The organism is Aeromonas sp. INTO2, assembly GCF_049860605.1.
Taxonomy (GTDB): Bacteria; Pseudomonadota; Gammaproteobacteria; order Enterobacterales; family Aeromonadaceae; genus Aeromonas; species Aeromonas caviae.
Genome location: NZ_CP187588.1, coordinates 4024286 through 4041481, shown reverse-complemented (window position 1 = coordinate 4041481; position 17196 = coordinate 4024286). Strand labels below are relative to the sequence as shown.

Below are 17196 nucleotides of genomic sequence, written 5' to 3'. Positions count from 1 at the left end.
CCATTCTGTAATTCACCGCTTTGCCCTATGGTGTTGGCTCAACCAAGGGAGAAGAGCCGATGCGCACATGTCTGGTGATGGGAGCTGCCGGGTACATAGGATCCTACCTGGTGCCTCATCTGCAGGGTCTGGGGTACAGGGTCATCGCCGGGGCCCGTCGGCCCTGCCGTCTGCCGGAGGGGGTGGCGTTTCGCCTCGCCGACAGCCTCAAGCCTGCCACCCTGCCCCCTGCGCTGGCGGGGGTCGACACCGTCTTCTATCTGGTACACGCCATGGGGGCGGGGGCCGGTTTTCACCGGCTGGAGCAGCAGGGAGTGAAGAACTTCGCCGCTGCCGCCCGTGCCGCCGGGGTGCGCCGCATCGTCTATCTCGGCGCCATCCAGCCCGAGCCCTGCAACAGTCGCCACCTCAACTCCCGGCGCTACTGTGGCGAGCTGTTTCGCAGCGCAGGGGTGCCCACGGTAGAGCTGCGTGCCGGCATCATCATAGGCCCCGGCTCGGCGGCGTTCGAGGTGATGCGGGATCTGGTGTACAACCTGCCCATGATGGTGACGCCCAAGTGGGTGCGTTCCCGCACGCCCCCCATCGCCCTCTCCAACCTCTTGCACTATCTGGGCGGGCTGGTGGAAGCCGACGGGGTGGATGGCCAGATCTTCAATGCGGCCGGCCCCGAGCTGCTCAGCTACCAGCAGCAGCTCCAGAAATTCGCCGCCCATATCGGCAAACGCTGCCCCATCATTCCGATCCCCTTTTTGAGCCCCCGGCTCTCCGCCTGGTGGCTGCAGTTCGCCACCTCGGTTCCCCAACCCATCGCCAAGGCGCTGGTGGGGGGGCTCAAGCACGACATCCCGGCGGATGACGGCCCTTTGCGCGCCCTGCTGCCCCAGCATCTGCTCAGCTTCGACGAGGCGCTGGCGGAGAGCCTGGCGCTGGAGCAGAGGCTCGGTGCCGAGCAGCACGGGGAGGAGACGCCCCTGGGTCTGCGCTGGCGTCATCCCGAGTATGGCTTCTACGACCGCACCGCCAGCGGGGAGGCGGATTGCCTCGCCGCCCCCGAGGTAGTGTGGCAGGTGCTGCAGCAGCTGGGGGGTGAGCAGCGCTACTTCTACATGAACGAGCTGTGGGTGGTGCGCGAATGGATGGATCATCTGATCGGCGGCCCGGCCCGGACCCGGGGGCGCACCAACCCGGATCGCTTCGTGAAGGGGGACATGCTGGACTCCTGGCAGATCCTCGGGGTGGATGAAGGACGCAGGCTGGATCTGCTGTTCAACATGAAGGCCCCCGGCGTCGGTCGGCTGGAGTTCAACATCCAGCCCCTGGAGTCCGGCCTGACCCGGCTGCGAGTGACGGCCCACTGGCATCCGCAGGGGGCCTGGGGGCTGGCCTACTGGCTCGCCATGCTGCCGTTCCACCTCTTCATCTTCCAGGGGATGACGGAGGCCATCGCCCGGCAGGCAGAGGCAAAAGCCGGCATTCCAGTCATGGATTGAAATCGAATTTATAACTAATTGGGTAGTTTTGGGTGGCATGGCATGCTACTGACTAGCCTGTCATTGCTATCCAGCGATATTTTATGCTGTGAAAGGGCGGGGGATTTCTTTATGATCCTCAGCCCTCGCCCGCTGGCGAGCCAACGCATCACTCATTCATTTCCGTATCGGGGTCCCCCATGTCCGATCAGCAGCACGATCTCCGCCAACAGGCACTCGACTACCACGCCCAACCCGTTCCGGGTAAAATCGCCATCGCCCTCACCAAGCCCGCCGAGACCGCTCGCGATCTGGCGCTGGCCTACAGCCCGGGCGTTGCCGAACCGGTACGCGAGATCGCCGCCAATCCGGCCGATGCCTACCGCTACACCGGCAAGGGCAACCTGGTGGCCGTCATCTCCAACGGCACCGCCATCCTGGGGCTGGGCAATCTGGGCCCGCTGGCCTCCAAGCCGGTGATGGAGGGCAAGGCCCTGCTGTTCAAGCGCTTTGCCGGCATCGACGCCATCGACATCGAGGTGAAGCACGAGACCAGCGCCCAGTTCATCGATACGGTGGCCGCCATCGCCGACACCTTTGGCGGCATCAACCTGGAAGACATCAAGGCCCCCGAGTGCTTCGAGATTGAAGAGGCGCTGATCGCCCGCTGCGACATCCCGGTGTTCCACGATGACCAGCACGGTACCGCCATCGTCACCGCCGCCGGGCTGCTCAACGCGCTGGAAGTACAGGGCAAGGAGATTGGCACCAGCCGCATCGTCTGCATGGGCGCCGGTGCCGCCGCCACCGCCTGCATGGATCTGCTGATCAAGTGCGGGGCTGCGCCGCACAACATCTTCATGCTGGACCGCCAGGGTGTGATCCACAGCGGCCGCACCGATCTGAACCAGTACAAGCAGCGTTTCGCCAACGACACCCCCCTGCGCACCCTGATGGAGGTGATCGAGGGGGCTGACGTCTTCGTCGGCGTCTCCGGCCCGGACGTACTGCCCGCCGAGGCGGTGGCCCTGATGGCCCCCAACCCGGTGATCTTCGCCTGCTCCAATCCGGACCCCGAGATCAAGCCTGCCCTGGCTCACGGAGTGCGCGGGGATCTCATCATGGGTACCGGCCGCTCGGACTACCCGAACCAGATCAACAACGTGCTCTGCTTCCCCTTCATCTTCCGCGGCGCCCTGGACGCGCGCGCCAGCCGCATCAACGATGCCATGAAGATCGCGGCAGTGGAGGCTATCCGGGCTCTGGCCAAGGAGCCGGTGCCCGCCGAGGTGCTGACCGCCGCTGGCGTGAGTGAACTCGCCTTCGGCAAGGACTACGTCATTCCCAAGCCCATGGATGCCCGCCTGCTGCCGCGGGTTGCCCGTGCCGTGGCGCTGGCGGCGGTTGCCTCCGGGGTGGCCCGCATCGAACTGCCAGGGGGTTACATGCTGGGTTGAGTCACGGCAAGCGCGCAAAAACAGAAGGGGCCCCCTGTCGGGGGCCCCTTTTTCATGGCGGAAGCGGGCAGCTTACTTGGTCTTGGGGGCAACCTTGACGGCCGGCGCCTTGGCGTGGGCAGCCTTGTGATGCTTTTTCACGACCTTGGTCTGGGTGGCGTGGGGAGCGGCGGCCTTGGTCGGGGTGGCGGCCATGGTGAAGCCGGAGGTCAGGGCGAAGACAGCGGCCAGAGTCAGGGGGATCAGCTTGTTCATATTCCAGTTCCTCGTTCGGTTTGATGACATGGAGCGTTTCTCCATGACTTCATCCTAGGGTTGTTCGACCTGCGGTTCAGTGAGCGACTGGTGACGGTTTGTATCCAAATGTACGGGCAGGGTCAGGCAGAAACGGGCACCGCTGCTGCTTGGCAGCAGTTGCACCTCGCCGCCGTGGTGGTGGGCGATGCTGCGCACGATGGCCAACCCCAGCCCGGCGCCGCCGGTGCGTCTGTCCCGGCTCTGATCCAGGCGCACGAAGGGCTCGAAGATTTGCGGGGCCAGCGCGGGATCGATGCCGGGGCCATCGTCGGCCACCTCCAGCAGATAGTCGTCCCCCTGTCGCGCTATACAGAGGCTTGCCTGGCTGGTGGCATGGCGCAGGGCGTTGCCGATGAGGTTCTCCAGCGCCCGGTCCAGCAATCGGGTGTCGCCGCGCCAGGGCAGAGCCATGGCAGGGCGCACGAAGTCGAGCCGCTTGTCCGGTCGCAGGGCCTGCCAGTCGGCCAGGCGGCTGCCGGCCCAGCTGCCGAGCTCCAGATCGCTGCATTGCAGCGGCAGTTCGGGGCGATCGAGCCTGGCATAGGTCAGCATCTCCTCGATGAGGGCATCGAGGGCGCCGAGGTCCCGCTCCAGCCCCTGCTGCTCCTCGGGTGAGGGAGGCTCGGCCAGCATGGCGAGGCGATAGCGCAGCCGCACCAGGGGGGAGCGCAGCTCGTGGGCGATGGCGTCGGTCAACTGCTTGCGACTGGCCAGCATGGCCTGCAACTGCTCCGCCATCTGGTCGAAGGTGCGGCCGACCCGGCCCAGGCTGCTGCCGGGCGGCAAACCGGTGCGACAGGAGAGATCCCCGTCGCCGACCCGGCGGGCGGTCTGTTCGAGCTGTTGCAGGCCGCGCCAGTGGGGGCGCAGCCAGAGCAGGATGGGCAGGCCGAGGGAAAGGCCGATGAGCAGCAGCAGCCCCACGTCCACCCAGTGCAGCTCGTGCAGGTAGGAGAGGTAGGGGACGGGGCCGACGATCAGCACTTTGTCGGTGTTCGGGATGCGCTGCAGGAAGGTGTCATCCTCCTCGACGATGACGATGTTGCCCGCCTCGAGGAAGGCCTGATCCTCGCTGGCCAGGGGCTGGTTGGCGAGGACGCCGATCTGCAGCGGCAGATTGAGCTGGCGGCTCTGCTCGCCGGTGCGGGTGGCCCAGTGTTCCGGCGGCAGCCGGGCCAGCTCGCCAGTGAGCAGGCCGAGGGAGCCTTGCATCATCCGCTCCAGATAACGGTCCCCCGCCCGCTCTGCACTGACCTGATAGACCAGCCCGATGAGCAGAATGGCGAGGGTGAAGCAGCCTATCAGCAACAGATAGAACTGGATAAACAGGCGTCGCATGGGGGCTCTCCTCTTGCCTGGATTGCGTCTGGACATTGCCTTGTTGCCCCTCATCCCCAACCCTTCTCCCGCAAGGGGAGAAGGCTGAGTGCATCAAGGTCATTCGGCGGGGCTTATTCCCAGGCCTGGGGCACCAGCAGGTAACCTTTTTGGCGCACCGTCTTGATCCAGATCGAGTTGTTGCTGTCATTCCTTGGCTTCTGGTGTGCAGGCGTGTGAGACACCAGCTCATTCCCAAGCCTGGGGTACGAGTAGATAACCCTTCTGGCGCACCGTCTTGATGCGGGTCGGGTTGTTGCTGTCATCCCCGAGCCGGCGGCGCAGACGGGAGATGGCCACGTCCATGCTGCGATCCTGGCCGTCGTAGTCGCGCCCCCGCAGGCTGCGAAACAGCGCCTCCCGCCCCAGGATCTGGCCCGCGTGGCAGGCCAGCTCCCACAGGAGGTCGAAATCGGCGGTGGAGAGGGGAATGCTCTCCCCATCGAGGCGCACGTCCCGACCCGGGCCGTCTATCTGGAGGCGGCCGAACTGCAGGCGCTGGGGCGGGGTGGCGGGGACCACGGCCTGCTGGCTCTGCCCCTGCTGGCGGAATTGGACTCGTAGCCGGGCCAGCAGCACCGGGGGGGGCGTGGTCTTGAGGATGTAGTCGTTGGCCCCCAGCTCCAGGCTCAGGATCTGGTTCATGTCGCTGTCGAGCGAGGTGAGCATGACGATGGGGCCGGCAAAGCGCGGGCGCAGATCCCGGCACAGGGAGAGGCCATCCTGCCCCGGCAGCATGATGTCGAGCAGCACCAGATCCGGCTGCTCGGCCAGGGCCCTGTCGAGTGCCCGGTCACCCCGGGTCTCCAGCATCACCTCGATGTCGTGGCGACCGAGCCAGCTGCTGATGAGCTGGCCTATCTCGGGATCGTCTTCAACAAACAGAACGCGTGGCATGGTGGCGTGGTTCCCCGGTCATGGCGTGAGTGGGCGTGTCGCCAGCATAACGGCTGCGTCCGCGCTCTGCACCGGGATAACTAATCAATACGGGGGTTTTTGCCCCTTCTCCCGGGGGGATGGGGGGCAGAATGAACCGGTTGGCATCGGGCCGCCCCACTTGTCCCGTGGCGGGTCGGTCCGATGAGGCAGGATCCGTGCCCTTCAGTGGCCATAGCGGCTCCGGCTGCCATGGGGCAGCCGGGGAACCGCCCGGATCAGCCGCTCTTGCGCTTCAGGTACACCCCGGCTTCCATGTGGTGGGTCCAGGGGAACTGGTCGAACAGGGCGAAGCGGGCGATCTCGTGGGTTTCACCGAGCACGGCCATGTTGGCCTGCAGGGTCTCGGGGTTGCAGGAGATGTAGAGGATGTTGTCGTAATCCTGCACCAGCTTGACGGTGGCGTCGTCCAGACCGGCCCGGGGCGGGTCGACGAAGATGGTGTTGCACTGGTAGGCGCGAAGATCGACCCCCTTGAGGCGGTTGAACTCCCGCTCGCCGCGCATCGCCATGGTGAACTCCTCCGCCGACATGCGCAGGATGATCAGGTTGTCGACACCGTTGGCGGCGATGTTGAACTGGGCGGAGTCCACGCTCGGCTTGGCGATCTCGGTGGCCAGCACCTTGCGAAAGTTCTGCGCTAGGGCGATGGAGAAGTTGCCGTTACCGCAGTAGAGCTCCAGCAGGTCCCCCTCGCTCCCCTTGGTCACGTCCAGGGCCCAGCCCAGCATCTGTTCGTTGATGGCGGCGTTGGGCTGGGTGAAGCTGTTTTCCACCTGCTTGTAGACCAGCTCGCGCCCCTGCACGGTCAGGCGTTCGATGACGAAGTCATCCCCCAGGCAGATCTTCTGCTTGTGGGCGCGGCCAATCAGTTGCAGCTCGAACCCCTTGGCACGCAGGTCGGCCTGCAGCGCCTCGGCGGCCTGCTGCCACTCGGCTTCCAGCTTGCGGTGGTAGAGCAGGCTGACGCAGATCTGGCCGGACTGGGTGGAGAGATAGTCGATCTGGAACAGCTTCTTGCGCAGCACGGGGTGCGGGCGCAGCCTGGCCAGCAGCACAGGCATCAGCCGGTTGATGAGCAGGCTGGCGGTGGGGAAGCTGTCGACCCGGATAATCTCCTTGGTGGCCGGTGCATACATGCAGTGGAAGAGGTCGTCCCCCTCATGCCAGATCCGGAACTCGGCGCGCATCCGGTAGTGCTCGGCGGGAGAGGCGTGCAGCTCCAGCGCAGGCGGATTGAAGGGGGCGAACAGCTGGGTGAGGCGATCGCGCTTCTCGTCGAGCTGGGCCTGGTAGTCGGCAGGAGTCCGTCTGCCCTGGGCGTCGGCGGAAGATGGCTGGGATTGAGTCATGGATACCTCGCATGCACCGGGTTGAGCCGGGGAAAGACCGGGGGAAGGCCGCAGCCAACCAAAGGGTGGGGATTTTAAAAGGCCGTTGCGGATTGTCCAAGTTTTTTGTGGTCAAGAAGTGGCCAGTCGGGCCGATAACCGATCCACCACTATAGGCGGGAGAGTAATGATGCAAATTGATGGCATGGGCGCAGCCCAACCCAAGGGAGTGGGCATTGCTCCCAAATCGCCTCAACAGACGGAGTCGAAAACGGCGGACAAGGGGGATGAGGTCTCCCTGAACAAGCCCCCGAAATGGGCCCAGGTGCTGATCCAGCAGGCGCTGCAATTTGCGCTGGAGATCAACGGCCAGGGCTACAAGGCACCCAAGGTGCAGGAGCCCCAGGAGATCACCCCGGAGACCCTGTTCGATTTCCAGTCGGTGGCGGACAACGTGTTGCAGTTCGTCACCGGGCGGATAGGCGCGGCCCGTGCGGACGGCAAGTCCGACGACGACCTGACCAAGATGATGGAGCAGGCCCGCAAGGGGGTGGACAAGGGCTTCGGTGACGCCAGGAAGCAGCTCGGTGACTGGGCGGACAACGAGGACATCAAGACCGGCATGGATCAGAGCTACAAGCTGATCCAGAAGGGGCTCGACGAGTTCGAGAAGGAGTTCTTCGGCAAGGTGTCGACCACGGATCTGGGGGATGCCAGGATGGCCAGCCGCCAGCAGGCCCTCCTCGAGATCGAGACCCGGGACGGGGACAAGGTGATGCTGCGCTTCAGCGACAGCTGGCAGTTCAAGTCCCAGAGCGACGGGGGCGGCAGCCAGTTCAGCCTCAAGTCGAGCCAGAGCTTCGACTTCTCCCTGGAGGGGGATCTCGACAGTGCCGAGATGGATGCCATCGGCACCCTGGTCAAGGGGCTGGACGAGCTGGCCGGGCAGTTCTTCAAGGGGGGCGACGGCAAGACCCTGGCGGACGGGCTGAACGGGCTGCAACTGGATGACAGCCAGCTGGTCTCCTACTCCTTCAAGCTCAAGCAATCGGCCAAGTTGAGTCAGACCTACCAGGGGGCCAGTTCCCTGCAGGAGAGCCTCAAGCCCCTGGCGGACTACCTGCCGAGGCTCAGCCGGTTGCAGCAGCAGGCCGACGCCCTGCTGCCCCCTTCCCAGCAGGAGGCGCTGACGCCCACCGTGCTGGCGGCGCGGGGTCAGGACGGGGCGACCCAGGGGGCAGGCTTCATGGGCTTCAACCAGCGGATGCTGGAGGCCATGCGACTGCTTGGCCAGCAGATGGCGACCGGCTAGTCTGGCGACGCCCCCGTGATGCCGGCGGGGGCGGGGTGTTTGCCAGCCCGTCCCCGGGCTGGCACACTGCCCTTTTCCCCAGCCCGGCGATGCCATGAACCCCAAGAAGCCAAGAGACAAGCGCGAGCTCTGCTACCCCTTCATCTTCGAAACCCAGTTTCAGTGCGACTACGAGATCGCCACCGACGAGCTCTGCTGCCAGGTGGGGGCCGTGCTCTCTCATCTGATGCCGGATGAGGATACCCGGCCCGTGATGGCGGATCTGGCGACCCTGCAGCGGCTCATCTACAACCTCAACGGCTCGGTGCGGGGACGGCTCGGCATCTTCGAGGAGGATCTGGACTGGCTGAAGGGGCGGTACGATCACTACAACGAGGCGAGTCGCGGCCGGGTGACCGGCTTCGTGCTGCCCCAGGGGCCCCAGCCCATTCCCACCCTGCACCTGTGCCGCTGTGGCAGCAAGAAGGTGGTGCGTCTGCTGGTACGCCTGGAAGAGAGCGGCGTGCGCTTCGATCCCATCCTCTATCGCTTCGCCAATCTGCTGGCCAACTTCTTCTTCGTGCTCACCGTCTACCTCAAGCAGGCGTGGGATGTGACCGAAGTCCCCTATGTCAGCATCAACTACTGATGAAGAGATGATGTTTGATGTATTCGTCGCATCACACATGGCGACGTAGGGCTATCGGATCGAAAAACAGAGATGAGGCAGCATCCGCCACTTCGGTGGGTGCAGGCATAAAAAAACCGGTGCCCCGAGCGCCGGTTTTCTATTGCCGCGATCCCTAGCTCGACAGCAGTACCCTGGCCGAGTTGGCCGGGATGGTGAGCTGCACCTCCCCCTGCACCACCTCGAACTTGTCGCCGTTGAAGGCGTCGGTGAAGCGGCTGGCGGGGCTGGCGGTCTGCCACAGGGGCAGGCTGATGGTGCGCGGCTCCGTGGGGTGGCGGTTGCAGGCGACCACCACCTGATCGCTTTGCAGGGTACGGGCGAACACATAGCTGTGAGGGCCGGCGTAGAGGGTCTGGATGTCTCCCCGACGCAGGGCCGGGCGCTGGCGGCGCAGCTGGATCAGGCGGCGATAGTGGTCGTGCAGCACGTGATCCCAGTCGGTGGTATCCCAGGGGAAGCAGCGGCGGCAGTCCGGGTCGTTGCCGCCGGAGAGCCCCACCTCGTCGCCGTAGTAGATGGAGGGCACGCCGATGTAGGTGATGAGCAGGGTGGCGGCGAGTCGCATCCGCTGCTTGTCTTCTCCCAGCAGGTGCAGGAAGCGGGCGGTGTCGTGGCTGTCCAGCAGGTTGAACTGGGCCAGCTGGTTCTTGAACGGAATATGGGCCCGCGCCAGCTTGAGCCAGTGATCCAGCTCGGTGGCGCTGATCTTGATGGGGTGATAGGCGATGTCCTGCCCCGCCAGGAAGGCGCGGATGGGGTGGGCGAAGCCGTAGTAGTTCATGGCGCCGTCCTCCTGATCCCCCTGCAGCCACTGGCTCGCCTCGAAGAAGTGCTCGCCCAGCACGTAGGCGTCCGGATTCTCCTGCTTCACCGCGCCGCGAATGGCGCGTACATGGCCGCGATTGCCCTCGGCAGTGCCCCGCTCCCCCAGCATGTGGATGACGTCGAAGCGCCAGCCATCGATCTGGTAGGGGGCGCGCATCCAGTAGCGCAGAATGGCGTTGTCTGCCCGATAAACGGCGTCCTGCACCTGTTCACTTGAGAAATCCAGCTTGGGCAGGCTGCGGATCCCTTTCCAGCTAACATAATCCCCTTCCTGATCGAAGGTGTAGAAGCTGCGCCAGGGGGAATCCGGGTTGCTCTGGGCGCCCAGCGGCGGGCAGAACCAGGGGTGCTCGGTGGAGGTGTGGTTGACCACCGCATCCAGGATGATCCTCATGCCGCGCTGGTGCAGGTTGCGGGTCAGCTCGGCAAACTGGGCATTGGTACCGAGGTGCGCATCCACCTTGAAGTAGTCCTGAGTGTCGTACTTGTGGTTGCTCGGCGAATCGAAGATGGGGTTGAGGTAGAGCGCCGTCACCCCCAGGGATTGCAGGTAATGCAGCTTGGCGTCGATGCCCGCCAGATCCCCGCCGTAGAATTCACAGGCGCCGTGCCCCTCTTCGTGGCGGCTGACCGGCTCGCCCCAGGCCTTGCTGATGACCGCCTTGCCCCTGTACTCGTACTCGTGATGCTTGACGCTCAGCGACGGGTCGCCGTTGCAGAAGCGGTCGGGGAAGATCTGGTAGAACACCTGATCCTGCACCCAGGCCGGGGGCTGGTGATGGCTGTTGAAGCGGAAATGCTGCTCCCGCGGCGGCATGGCGGCGCTGACGCCCGCCCCGTGCAGCCACCACTGCTCCTCGTCGGTGAGGCACTTGAAGCAGTAGAGGTGGATCTCCTGCCCCCTGGCCAGCGGCAGTTCGACCTGCCAGACCTGAAGCCTGTCCCGGGTGGCGACCGGCGTCATGGCGACCAGATACTCCTCGTTGTCCGGCTCGTGGCGCAGCCACACCTCGCGGATGGGGGCGTCCAGCTCGCTGAACAGGGTGAGCTGCAGGGTGTCGGCACTCTCTTTGAACCAGGGTGCCGCCTGGGGGTGAAACAGGAAGGGATGGGTCATGGTATCTACTGTGTCAGAGAGGCTCAGGAGTGGGGGATGGGCGCAGGCCATCTTATCCCGTCCATGGGCGTGTGTATGTGACGACCGGCCAGAATGAGACGGTGCTTCCGGCTTGGCTGGGCGGTCTGCCGTGACGCGATTGGGTCAGCAAATCGGCAAGGGCGTTGCCCTGTTCGTGCAGCTGTTCGAGCTGATCCGCCAGAATGAGACGGGGATCCGGCTCCTGCTGATCGGCCGTTGTACATCTACTGGGTCAGCAAATCGGCCAGGGCGTTGCCCTGCTCGTGGAGCTGCTCCAGCTGATCCGCCAGGCTGGCGGGATCCAGCCCCAGCTGGTCAGCCAGGGTTCTGGGGAAACGGGCGATGATGGCCTGGGCCGGTACGCCGGCCTGCCAGGCGAAGGAGACGAAGACGGCGAGCCGGATGAGCACGGCCTCCTTGCTGACCGGATCGTGGGAGAGGGGGTCGAGCTGCTGGGCGATGGCATCCACGAAGGCGGGCGACAGGTTCCAGCGCCGCGCCAGCTCTGCGCCGAGCTGGGCATAGTCGTAACCCAGCATCTCCCGCTGGGCATCGACCCGGCTGCTGCCTTTCTCGATGGCCAGATTGATGAGCCCCGCCTCTTCCGGCAAGGTGCTCTGGATCAGCAGCTCGCCGATGTTGTGAATGAGGGCGCAGGTGAAGGCGGTCTCGGGATCCACCGAGGTGGTCTGCTGGGCCAGGGTGCGGGCTATGGTGGCGACCTGGAAGGTCTGGGTCCAGAAGTGGTGCTTGTCGAAACCGGGGGGGGCCTTGAAGCTGCTGATGATGCCGGAGGCGACCACCACGGAGCGCAACCGGTTGAAGCCGAGCCGGATCACCGCCTGTTCGATGGAGGTGATTTCATTGCCACGGCGCAGGGCGGCGGAGTTGGCCATCCGCAGTACCTTGACGCTGATCACCTGGTCCATGGCGATCTTGGCCGCGATCTCGTCGATGCGGGCATTCTCGTCGTTGAAACTCTGCATCAGCTCGTGCAGCAGTTTCGGAATTGTGGGCAGTTGCTTGATCTTGCCAAACAGGCGATCCATCGACATGGCTGAGGCAGCCTCCATTGCTAACAATGCCTCATATTGTGCCACAGCCTGGCCAGTTGTTCCTGCTGGCGAGCGGTTTTGTGAGCCCTAGTACACCCAGTCTTGCAGTCTGTATTCCAAACGGTGCCGTTTTCCCTGGAGGATCAGGGTCTGGGTGGAACCGCTCAGTGTGGCCCCCTCCGTCAGGGTGGCGAGCACGGCCTGCTCTATCAGATCGAGTTCGGGGGGGCAGGCCATGGCGGTGCTGCCGAGGCTGGTGACCCAGAGCTTGTTCCCCTTGAGGTGACCCTGGCCGAAGTAGCGGTTGCAACCGGCGATGCCGTTGACGGTGAAGTGCTCACCGATCTCGATGTCGGGGGGATTGCTGCGGCGGCTGGCGATGGCCTGGCCATCCAGCCGATCGAGCACCCAGTGATGGTGTTGCAGGTCTTGCGAGGCAAAGCGGGGAGCACTGCTGCAGGCGCTGAGCAGAAGCAGGGCGAGCAGCAGTAGCAGGTATCTGGGCATTGAAGGGGCTCCGGTGGTGGGTATGACAAGCATACCCGTCCCCGGGCCCGGGCGGCAGGGCGAGGGGGGAGGAGCCCGACCGCTTCTGTCGCCCCGGGGGAAGAGGGGGTGTCGGCAAATGGCAACACCCGCCCCGAGCGAACCTGTCTACCGGTTGCCCATGGCTCCCCTGGCCGTTTCAGTCCGCAAACAGGCGCTCGGCATAGCGGGCGAGGCCCGAGGCCACCGAACCGAAGTCATCACCCCCCTCCAGCGGTACCTTGGGCAGTTTCTGCTGGATGAAGGCCTTGATGAGGGGGGAGCGGGCACTGCCGCCGGTGACGAAGACCCGGTCAGGCTGCACGCCTGCCGCCAGGATAGCCTCGTCCATCAGCTCGCCAATCTTCTCCAGCAAGGGGGCGGAAGCACTGGCCAGCTGGGGGCGGGTGAGTGCCGCCTCCAGCCCTTTTTCCAGCTCGTTCAGGGTCTGGTGATTGTGCTCGTGGTCGGAGAGGGCGATTTTGCCCTGCTCGGCGCGCCACACCAGTTGATGGCTCAGCTTGTGGGCCCGCAGGCTGGCGAGGCGCGGGAGCTTGCTGCCTGGCTGGCTGTCGAGCTGGAGATCCTGCAACTGGCGGGCGGTATCCAGGCTGTAGAAACGGCTCTGGGCACTGACGTCATTGATGGCGGCGGCGTCCCAGAACAGGGGATGGGGCAGCGGCTTGCCGGTCTTGAGGGTCTCGTGCATGCCGAGCAGCGGCATCATGCCCTCCACGGTCAGGCGGATGTCGAAGTCGTTGCCCCCGATGCGCTGGCCGCTGTGACCGAGCAGATCGCCGCTGCGATCCAGCTGGTCACGGTGGCTCGGGCCCATGCGCAGTACGGAGCAGTCGGTGGTCCCGCCCCCGATGTCCACCACCAGCACCACCGCATCCTCGGTGAGGCGCGCTTCGAACTCGAAGCCGGCGGCCACCGGCTCATAGAGGAACTCCACCCGCTCGAACCCGGCGAGGCGTGCCGCCTCGCTCAGGATGGCGATGGCCTGGCGGTTGCTCTCTTCCCCCGCCAGTCCCTGGAAGTTGACCGGTCGGCCGATCACCGCCTGGCGGATGGTGCTGCCCGTCTGCTGCTCCGCCTCCCGGCGCACGTGCAGCATCATGGCGCAGACGATGTCCTCGAACAGGGCGATCTGGGGAGCCTTGAGGCCATAGGCCCCGAGAAAGGATTTGGGGGACTTGATGTAGTAGCCCTCGTCCGGCTCTTCCAGATAGCGCGCCAGCGCCGCACCGCCGAAGCTCAGCTCGTCGATGAGTCCCTCTTCGCGCATCTGGCGGCGCACCGCCTGGGCCCGGGTCACCACGGGACCGCGCAGCTTGAGGTATTCGCTCTGCTGGACGGGGGCCAGCCCTTCGGCCAGGAGGCCTGCGATGGCGTCCCGGTGGGGGGCGTGCAGGGTGGAGGGAAGGTAATGGGAACCGGAGAGGGTCAGCAGCCTGGGGCTGCCCTGTTCCATCACGGCGACGGCACAGTTGGAGGTACCGTAATCAAATCCGATGAACATGCTGGCCAGACTCCTGTACAAAAAAGGGCTGGTAGCCTACCCGATGCCGCCGGGTCTCACAACCCGGCGGCGGGATCAATGGCGTGGCGACAACGCCTCAGGGATCACTCCACTTCGTTGTCAGAGCGGCCCTGGCTCTCGATGGCCTGGATGTTGCTGAGGGTGGTGTCGGCGATGGCGTGCAGCGCCTCCCGGGTCAGGAAGGCCTGGTGACCGGTGAACAGCACGTTGTGGCAGGCAGACAGGCGGCGGAAGACGTCGTCGGTGATCACCTCGTTGGACTTGTCCTCGAAGAAGAGGTCTTCCTCCTCCTCGTAGACGTCCAGCCCCAGGGCGCCGATGCGGGCAGTCTTGAGGGCCTCGATGGCGGCGTTGGAGTCGAGCAGGCCGCCCCGGCTGGTGTTGATGATCATCACCCCGTCCTTCATCTTGGCGAAGGCCTCCTTGTTCAGCAGGTGATAGTTCTCCTTGAACAGGGGGCAGTGCAGGCTGATGACATCGGACTGACGGAATAGGGTGTCGAGATCCACGTACTCGGCGCCCAGATCGATGGCCGCCTGGTTCGGATAGGGATCGCTCACCAGCAGGCGCATGCCGAACCCCTTGAGGATGCGCAAGGTGGCGATGCCGATCTTGCCAGTGCCTATGATGCCGGCGGTGCGGCCATGCATGTTGAAGCCCACCAGCCCCTCCAGGGAGAAGTTGGCGTCCCGGGTGCGCTGATACGCCTTATGGATGCGGCGGTTGAGGGTCATCATCAGGCCCACCGCATGTTCGGCAACGGCCTCGGGGGAGTAGGCAGGCACCCGCACCACCTTGAGTCCCAGCTCCTTGGCGGCGGCCAGATCCACGTTGTTGTAACCGGCGCAGCGCAGGGCGATGACCCTGGTGCCGTACTGCGCCAGCTCGGTCAGCACTTCGCGGTCGGCATCATCGTTGACGAACAGGCAGACCACGGGGAAGCCGTGGGCGAGACGGGCCGTCTTGGCCTCCAGCCGCACGTCGAAGAACTCCAGATCGAAACCGTACTGGGCGTTGGCCTGGTGGAAATGTTCTTTGTCGTAGCTCTTGGTACTGAAAACGGCGACTCTCATGGTGCGCTCTCCGTAGATAATGATGTGGTTAAATTACAACAAATAGTGACCGTCATCACGGGATAAGTGGTGCTGTTTCAACCCCAGGGCATGATGGGAACGGCACTGACCGCACTCTTGTACGAACCATCCACCAACTTGGTGCTGTAAGTCAGATAGACAAGGGCATTGCGCTTCTCGTCGTAAAAACGCACCACCTTCTGCTCCTTGAACACCAGCGAGGTGCTGACGTCGAACACCTCTTCCCCCGCCTTCAGCTTGGCGGGCAGGGTGATGGGGCCGATCTGGTGGCAGGAGAGGGAGGCGTGGGAGGGATCTTCCGCCAGCCCAAGGCCACCCTTGACGCCGCCGGTCTTGGGGCGGGCCAGATAGCAGGCGACACCGGCGATTTTAGGGTCGTCGAACGCCTCCACCAGGATCTTGTGGTTGGGTCCGAGCAGCTTGAAAGCGGTGCTCACCTCGCCGACGGGATCGGCCTTGTCGGCCAGCACCGGGCCGGCCATCAGAGCCCCCAGCAGCAGGGGCAGGGTGCGAGCAAGGGTCTGAAGATGTCTCATGGTCTCTCCTGTTGGCCTCCCTCAGAAAGGGATGCCCAAACGACGATAGAGGCTGGCCAGCACCCAGGCGGGGCCTACCAGCAGAAATTGCAGGTCGGTAAGAAAGGAGGGGCGTTTCCCCTCGATATGGTGACCGACGAACTGGGCTATCCAGAACAGCACGAACCCGATGAGGGCAGGCCACAGCAGCGGCCCCTGCCAGACGTGGCAGAAGGCCAGCCCCAGGGCGGTCAGGGCCGTCATCCCCGTAAAGATCGTCAACGACAGCCGCAGGTAGAAGACCAGCACCGGGATGGCCGCCAGCTCCGCCCAGTTGAGGGACGCTGGCAGGGGACCTGCGGGCAGGCACCAGAGCAGTGCCAGGATGCAGAGGTAGATGCCTGGCACCGCCACCTTGTGGATGGCCACATTGACGGGGTGTTGATGGCTCTGGCCATAGTCGCGAAACCAGTCATCCAGTCGTTTCATGGCACCTCCCTGGTGCGCGTATTGAGGCCGGGCGACCTCGCGTTCCTGTGCGTCTGCGGCGGGCTGCGCCCACCGGATGGGATGATCCGAGGCTGATCACGCTCCCGGCGGTGGATATTCCCAACGCCGGAGGCGGTGTCCGTTCACGCTCGCAGCGGTGGATATTCTCAACGCCGGATATCGTGTCCGTTTACTCCTGCGACGGTGGATATTCCCAATATTGGGCCGGAATGCTTTTGAGCAAGGGGGTCATGTCGGGATTGGGCAGGGCGATGGTGACTCTCTGCTCCAGATTGGCGCTGGCCAGGGCCTCGCGGATCTTGGGGTTCTCCCGAAAGAACGCCATGAAGCTGCCGTCGGCATAGGCACGCTCGAGGCCGGTCTGGATCGCCTTGGCCAGCTTCGGCGACTCCGGGCTGACGAAGAAGAACTCGGCGAAGGGGTAGCGGATCAGCAGGTGCTGATCGATCACCAGGTTGGGATATTGTGCCGCCAGCTCGCTGCGTTCGGCGAAGATTTCCACCAGACCACGGGGGAAGAAGTCCAGCTTGTCGCCGTCATTCATCAGGCGAAACAGGTTGCTGTAGCGCCCGGCATAGGTGGGAATGCCTGCCAGTTCCAGGATCTTGTTGTCGGCCCAGCCCACCCCCTGTGCGGCTTTCAGTTTCTTGAGGTCTGCCAGGGTGTTGATCTGGTTGAACCGCTCCTGGGCATCGGCGTGGATGAAGGAGAGGCGCAGCCCTTCCAGGCCACGAAACAGCGGGATTGGTACTGCGGTGAGGGAGGATTCCAGCGCGCTGGAGGTACCCATCCAGAACACATTGATGACCTTGCCCTTGGCAAGCGCCTGCTGGAGGCTGTACTGGTTGAGATTGAGGTCGACCCGCTCCAGCTTGTAGGGCTGCCCGGCGTGGTTGAGCGCCAGTTCCAGCAGCTTGAGCTGGTATTCGTTGTCGAGATCGTTGATCGGTCGGCTGGGGACCTTGACGGTGAGCGTCTGTGCTTGTGCCAGCAATGGCAGGCACAAGCACAGCCTGATGAGCCATTTCACGCTTTGATCTCCTGTAGGATCCGGGACTTGCCCGGAGTCTAACAGAAGTTGTCACGCTCTTGCTGTGAAAGGGGCCGGGGATCACCCGGCCGCGTCATCTTCGGGCATG

At 64.5% G+C, this 17196-nt stretch carries 16 protein-coding genes; 4 read left to right on the top strand and 12 right to left on the bottom strand.

What is annotated here, in order from left to right; all coding sequences use genetic code 11:
* The first annotated feature begins 59 nt into the window (after nucleotides 1-59).
* Nucleotides 60-1493, top strand: coding sequence for a DUF2867 domain-containing protein (locus ACPW74_RS19105; protein WP_010676077.1), 1434 nt, complete (start codon nucleotides 60-62; stop codon nucleotides 1491-1493).
* 179 nt (nucleotides 1494-1672) lie between these two features.
* Nucleotides 1673-2929 carry a malic enzyme-like NAD(P)-binding protein gene (locus ACPW74_RS19100; RefSeq protein ID WP_201890754.1) on the top strand — a complete coding sequence of 419 codons (1257 nt, stop codon included), beginning with the start codon at nucleotides 1673-1675 and terminating at the stop codon, nucleotides 2927-2929.
* 72 nt (nucleotides 2930-3001) lie between these two features.
* Here the strand turns inward: ACPW74_RS19100 and ACPW74_RS19095 are convergent, their stop codons facing one another.
* The 4 genes from ACPW74_RS19095 to trmA all read right to left on the bottom strand — a co-directional run bounded on the left by ACPW74_RS19095 (nucleotide 3002) and on the right by trmA (nucleotide 6891).
* Nucleotides 3002-3184, bottom strand: coding sequence for a hypothetical protein (locus ACPW74_RS19095; protein WP_010676075.1), 183 nt, complete (start codon nucleotides 3182-3184; stop codon nucleotides 3002-3004).
* Between the two features lie 54 nt (nucleotides 3185-3238).
* Nucleotides 3239-4564 (bottom strand): two-component system sensor histidine kinase RstB, encoded by a 1326-nt coding sequence (gene rstB / locus ACPW74_RS19090; RefSeq protein WP_048209594.1) that lies wholly within the window; start codon nucleotides 4562-4564, stop codon nucleotides 3239-3241.
* Nucleotides 4565-4792: 228 nt separating this feature from the next.
* Nucleotides 4793-5500, bottom strand: coding sequence for a two-component system response regulator RstA (gene rstA, locus ACPW74_RS19085; RefSeq protein ID WP_201933588.1), 708 nt, complete (start codon nucleotides 5498-5500; stop codon nucleotides 4793-4795).
* 257 nt (nucleotides 5501-5757) lie between these two features.
* The gene (gene trmA, locus ACPW74_RS19080) at nucleotides 5758-6891 is read right to left on the bottom strand and encodes a tRNA (uridine(54)-C5)-methyltransferase TrmA (protein WP_201933589.1); all 1134 of its coding nucleotides are present in this window, start codon (nucleotides 6889-6891) and stop codon (nucleotides 5758-5760) included.
* Nucleotides 6892-7060: 169 nt separating this feature from the next.
* Between trmA and ACPW74_RS19075 the strand changes: the two genes are divergently transcribed.
* Both ACPW74_RS19075 and ACPW74_RS19070 read left to right on the top strand, forming a co-directional pair.
* On the top strand, nucleotides 7061-8182 hold the full coding sequence (locus ACPW74_RS19075) for a DUF5610 domain-containing protein (protein WP_279982313.1): 1122 nt from the start codon (nucleotides 7061-7063) through the stop codon (nucleotides 8180-8182).
* Nucleotides 8183-8276: 94 nt separating this feature from the next.
* Nucleotides 8277-8810 (top strand): ATP--cob(I)alamin adenosyltransferase, encoded by a 534-nt coding sequence (locus ACPW74_RS19070; RefSeq protein WP_042016441.1) that lies wholly within the window; start codon nucleotides 8277-8279, stop codon nucleotides 8808-8810.
* A 154-nt stretch (nucleotides 8811-8964) separates the two neighbouring features.
* On the opposite strand, the gene malZ is transcribed toward ACPW74_RS19070, so the two are convergent.
* The 8 genes from malZ to ACPW74_RS19030 all read right to left on the bottom strand — a co-directional run bounded on the left by malZ (nucleotide 8965) and on the right by ACPW74_RS19030 (nucleotide 17087).
* Complete coding sequence (gene malZ / locus ACPW74_RS19065; RefSeq protein WP_029314873.1) at nucleotides 8965-10794, bottom strand: maltodextrin glucosidase; 1830 nt, start codon at nucleotides 10792-10794, stop codon at nucleotides 8965-8967.
* A gap of 245 nt (nucleotides 10795-11039) precedes the next feature.
* Nucleotides 11040-11888 (bottom strand): HDOD domain-containing protein, encoded by an 849-nt coding sequence (locus ACPW74_RS19060; RefSeq protein WP_223915181.1) that lies wholly within the window; start codon nucleotides 11886-11888, stop codon nucleotides 11040-11042.
* A 69-nt stretch (nucleotides 11889-11957) separates the two neighbouring features.
* Nucleotides 11958-12377, bottom strand: coding sequence for an META domain-containing protein (locus tag ACPW74_RS19055; RefSeq protein ID WP_010676067.1), 420 nt, complete (start codon nucleotides 12375-12377; stop codon nucleotides 11958-11960).
* Between the two features lie 178 nt (nucleotides 12378-12555).
* Nucleotides 12556-13917 (bottom strand): molecular chaperone, encoded by a 1362-nt coding sequence (yegD, locus tag ACPW74_RS19050; protein WP_042878606.1) that lies wholly within the window; start codon nucleotides 13915-13917, stop codon nucleotides 12556-12558.
* A 104-nt stretch (nucleotides 13918-14021) separates the two neighbouring features.
* Nucleotides 14022-15011 (bottom strand): 2-hydroxyacid dehydrogenase, encoded by a 990-nt coding sequence (locus ACPW74_RS19045; protein ID WP_042864752.1) that lies wholly within the window; start codon nucleotides 15009-15011, stop codon nucleotides 14022-14024.
* A gap of 77 nt (nucleotides 15012-15088) precedes the next feature.
* On the bottom strand, nucleotides 15089-15568 hold the full coding sequence (locus ACPW74_RS19040; RefSeq protein ID WP_041214236.1) for a CreA family protein: 480 nt from the start codon (nucleotides 15566-15568) through the stop codon (nucleotides 15089-15091).
* Nucleotides 15569-15589: 21 nt separating this feature from the next.
* A complete protein-coding gene (locus ACPW74_RS19035; RefSeq protein ID WP_043153437.1) occupies nucleotides 15590-16036 on the bottom strand; it encodes a DUF962 domain-containing protein in 447 nt (148 codons plus the stop codon).
* A gap of 190 nt (nucleotides 16037-16226) precedes the next feature.
* Entirely contained in the window at nucleotides 16227-17087 is an 861-nt protein-coding gene (locus ACPW74_RS19030; RefSeq protein ID WP_010676062.1) for a hypothetical protein, read from the bottom strand.
* Between the last annotated feature and the right edge of the window lie 109 nt (nucleotides 17088-17196).

Excerpts from the sequence above, each read along its gene's own strand:
- ACPW74_RS19105 (WP_010676077.1), top strand. The coding sequence starts at position 60 with ATGCGCACATGTCTGGTGATGGGAGCTGCCGGGTACATAGGATCCTAC.
- ACPW74_RS19100 (WP_201890754.1), top strand. The coding sequence starts at position 1,673 with ATGTCCGATCAGCAGCACGATCTCCGCCAACAGGCACTCGACTACCAC.
- ACPW74_RS19095 (WP_010676075.1), bottom strand. The coding sequence starts at position 3,184 with ATGAACAAGCTGATCCCCCTGACTCTGGCCGCTGTCTTCGCCCTGACC.
- rstB (WP_048209594.1), bottom strand. The coding sequence starts at position 4,564 with ATGCGACGCCTGTTTATCCAGTTCTATCTGTTGCTGATAGGCTGCTTC.
- rstA (WP_201933588.1), bottom strand. The coding sequence starts at position 5,500 with ATGCCACGCGTTCTGTTTGTTGAAGACGATCCCGAGATAGGCCAGCTC.
- trmA (WP_201933589.1), bottom strand. The coding sequence starts at position 6,891 with ATGACTCAATCCCAGCCATCTTCCGCCGACGCCCAGGGCAGACGGACT.
- ACPW74_RS19075 (WP_279982313.1), top strand. The coding sequence starts at position 7,061 with ATGCAAATTGATGGCATGGGCGCAGCCCAACCCAAGGGAGTGGGCATT.
- ACPW74_RS19070 (WP_042016441.1), top strand. The coding sequence starts at position 8,277 with ATGAACCCCAAGAAGCCAAGAGACAAGCGCGAGCTCTGCTACCCCTTC.
- malZ (WP_029314873.1), bottom strand. The coding sequence starts at position 10,794 with ATGACCCATCCCTTCCTGTTTCACCCCCAGGCGGCACCCTGGTTCAAA.
- ACPW74_RS19060 (WP_223915181.1), bottom strand. The coding sequence starts at position 11,888 with ATGGAGGCTGCCTCAGCCATGTCGATGGATCGCCTGTTTGGCAAGATC.
- ACPW74_RS19055 (WP_010676067.1), bottom strand. The coding sequence starts at position 12,377 with ATGCCCAGATACCTGCTACTGCTGCTCGCCCTGCTTCTGCTCAGCGCC.
- yegD (WP_042878606.1), bottom strand. The coding sequence starts at position 13,917 with ATGTTCATCGGATTTGATTACGGTACCTCCAACTGTGCCGTCGCCGTG.
- ACPW74_RS19045 (WP_042864752.1), bottom strand. The coding sequence starts at position 15,011 with ATGAGAGTCGCCGTTTTCAGTACCAAGAGCTACGACAAAGAACATTTC.
- ACPW74_RS19040 (WP_041214236.1), bottom strand. The coding sequence starts at position 15,568 with ATGAGACATCTTCAGACCCTTGCTCGCACCCTGCCCCTGCTGCTGGGG.
- ACPW74_RS19035 (WP_043153437.1), bottom strand. The coding sequence starts at position 16,036 with ATGAAACGACTGGATGACTGGTTTCGCGACTATGGCCAGAGCCATCAA.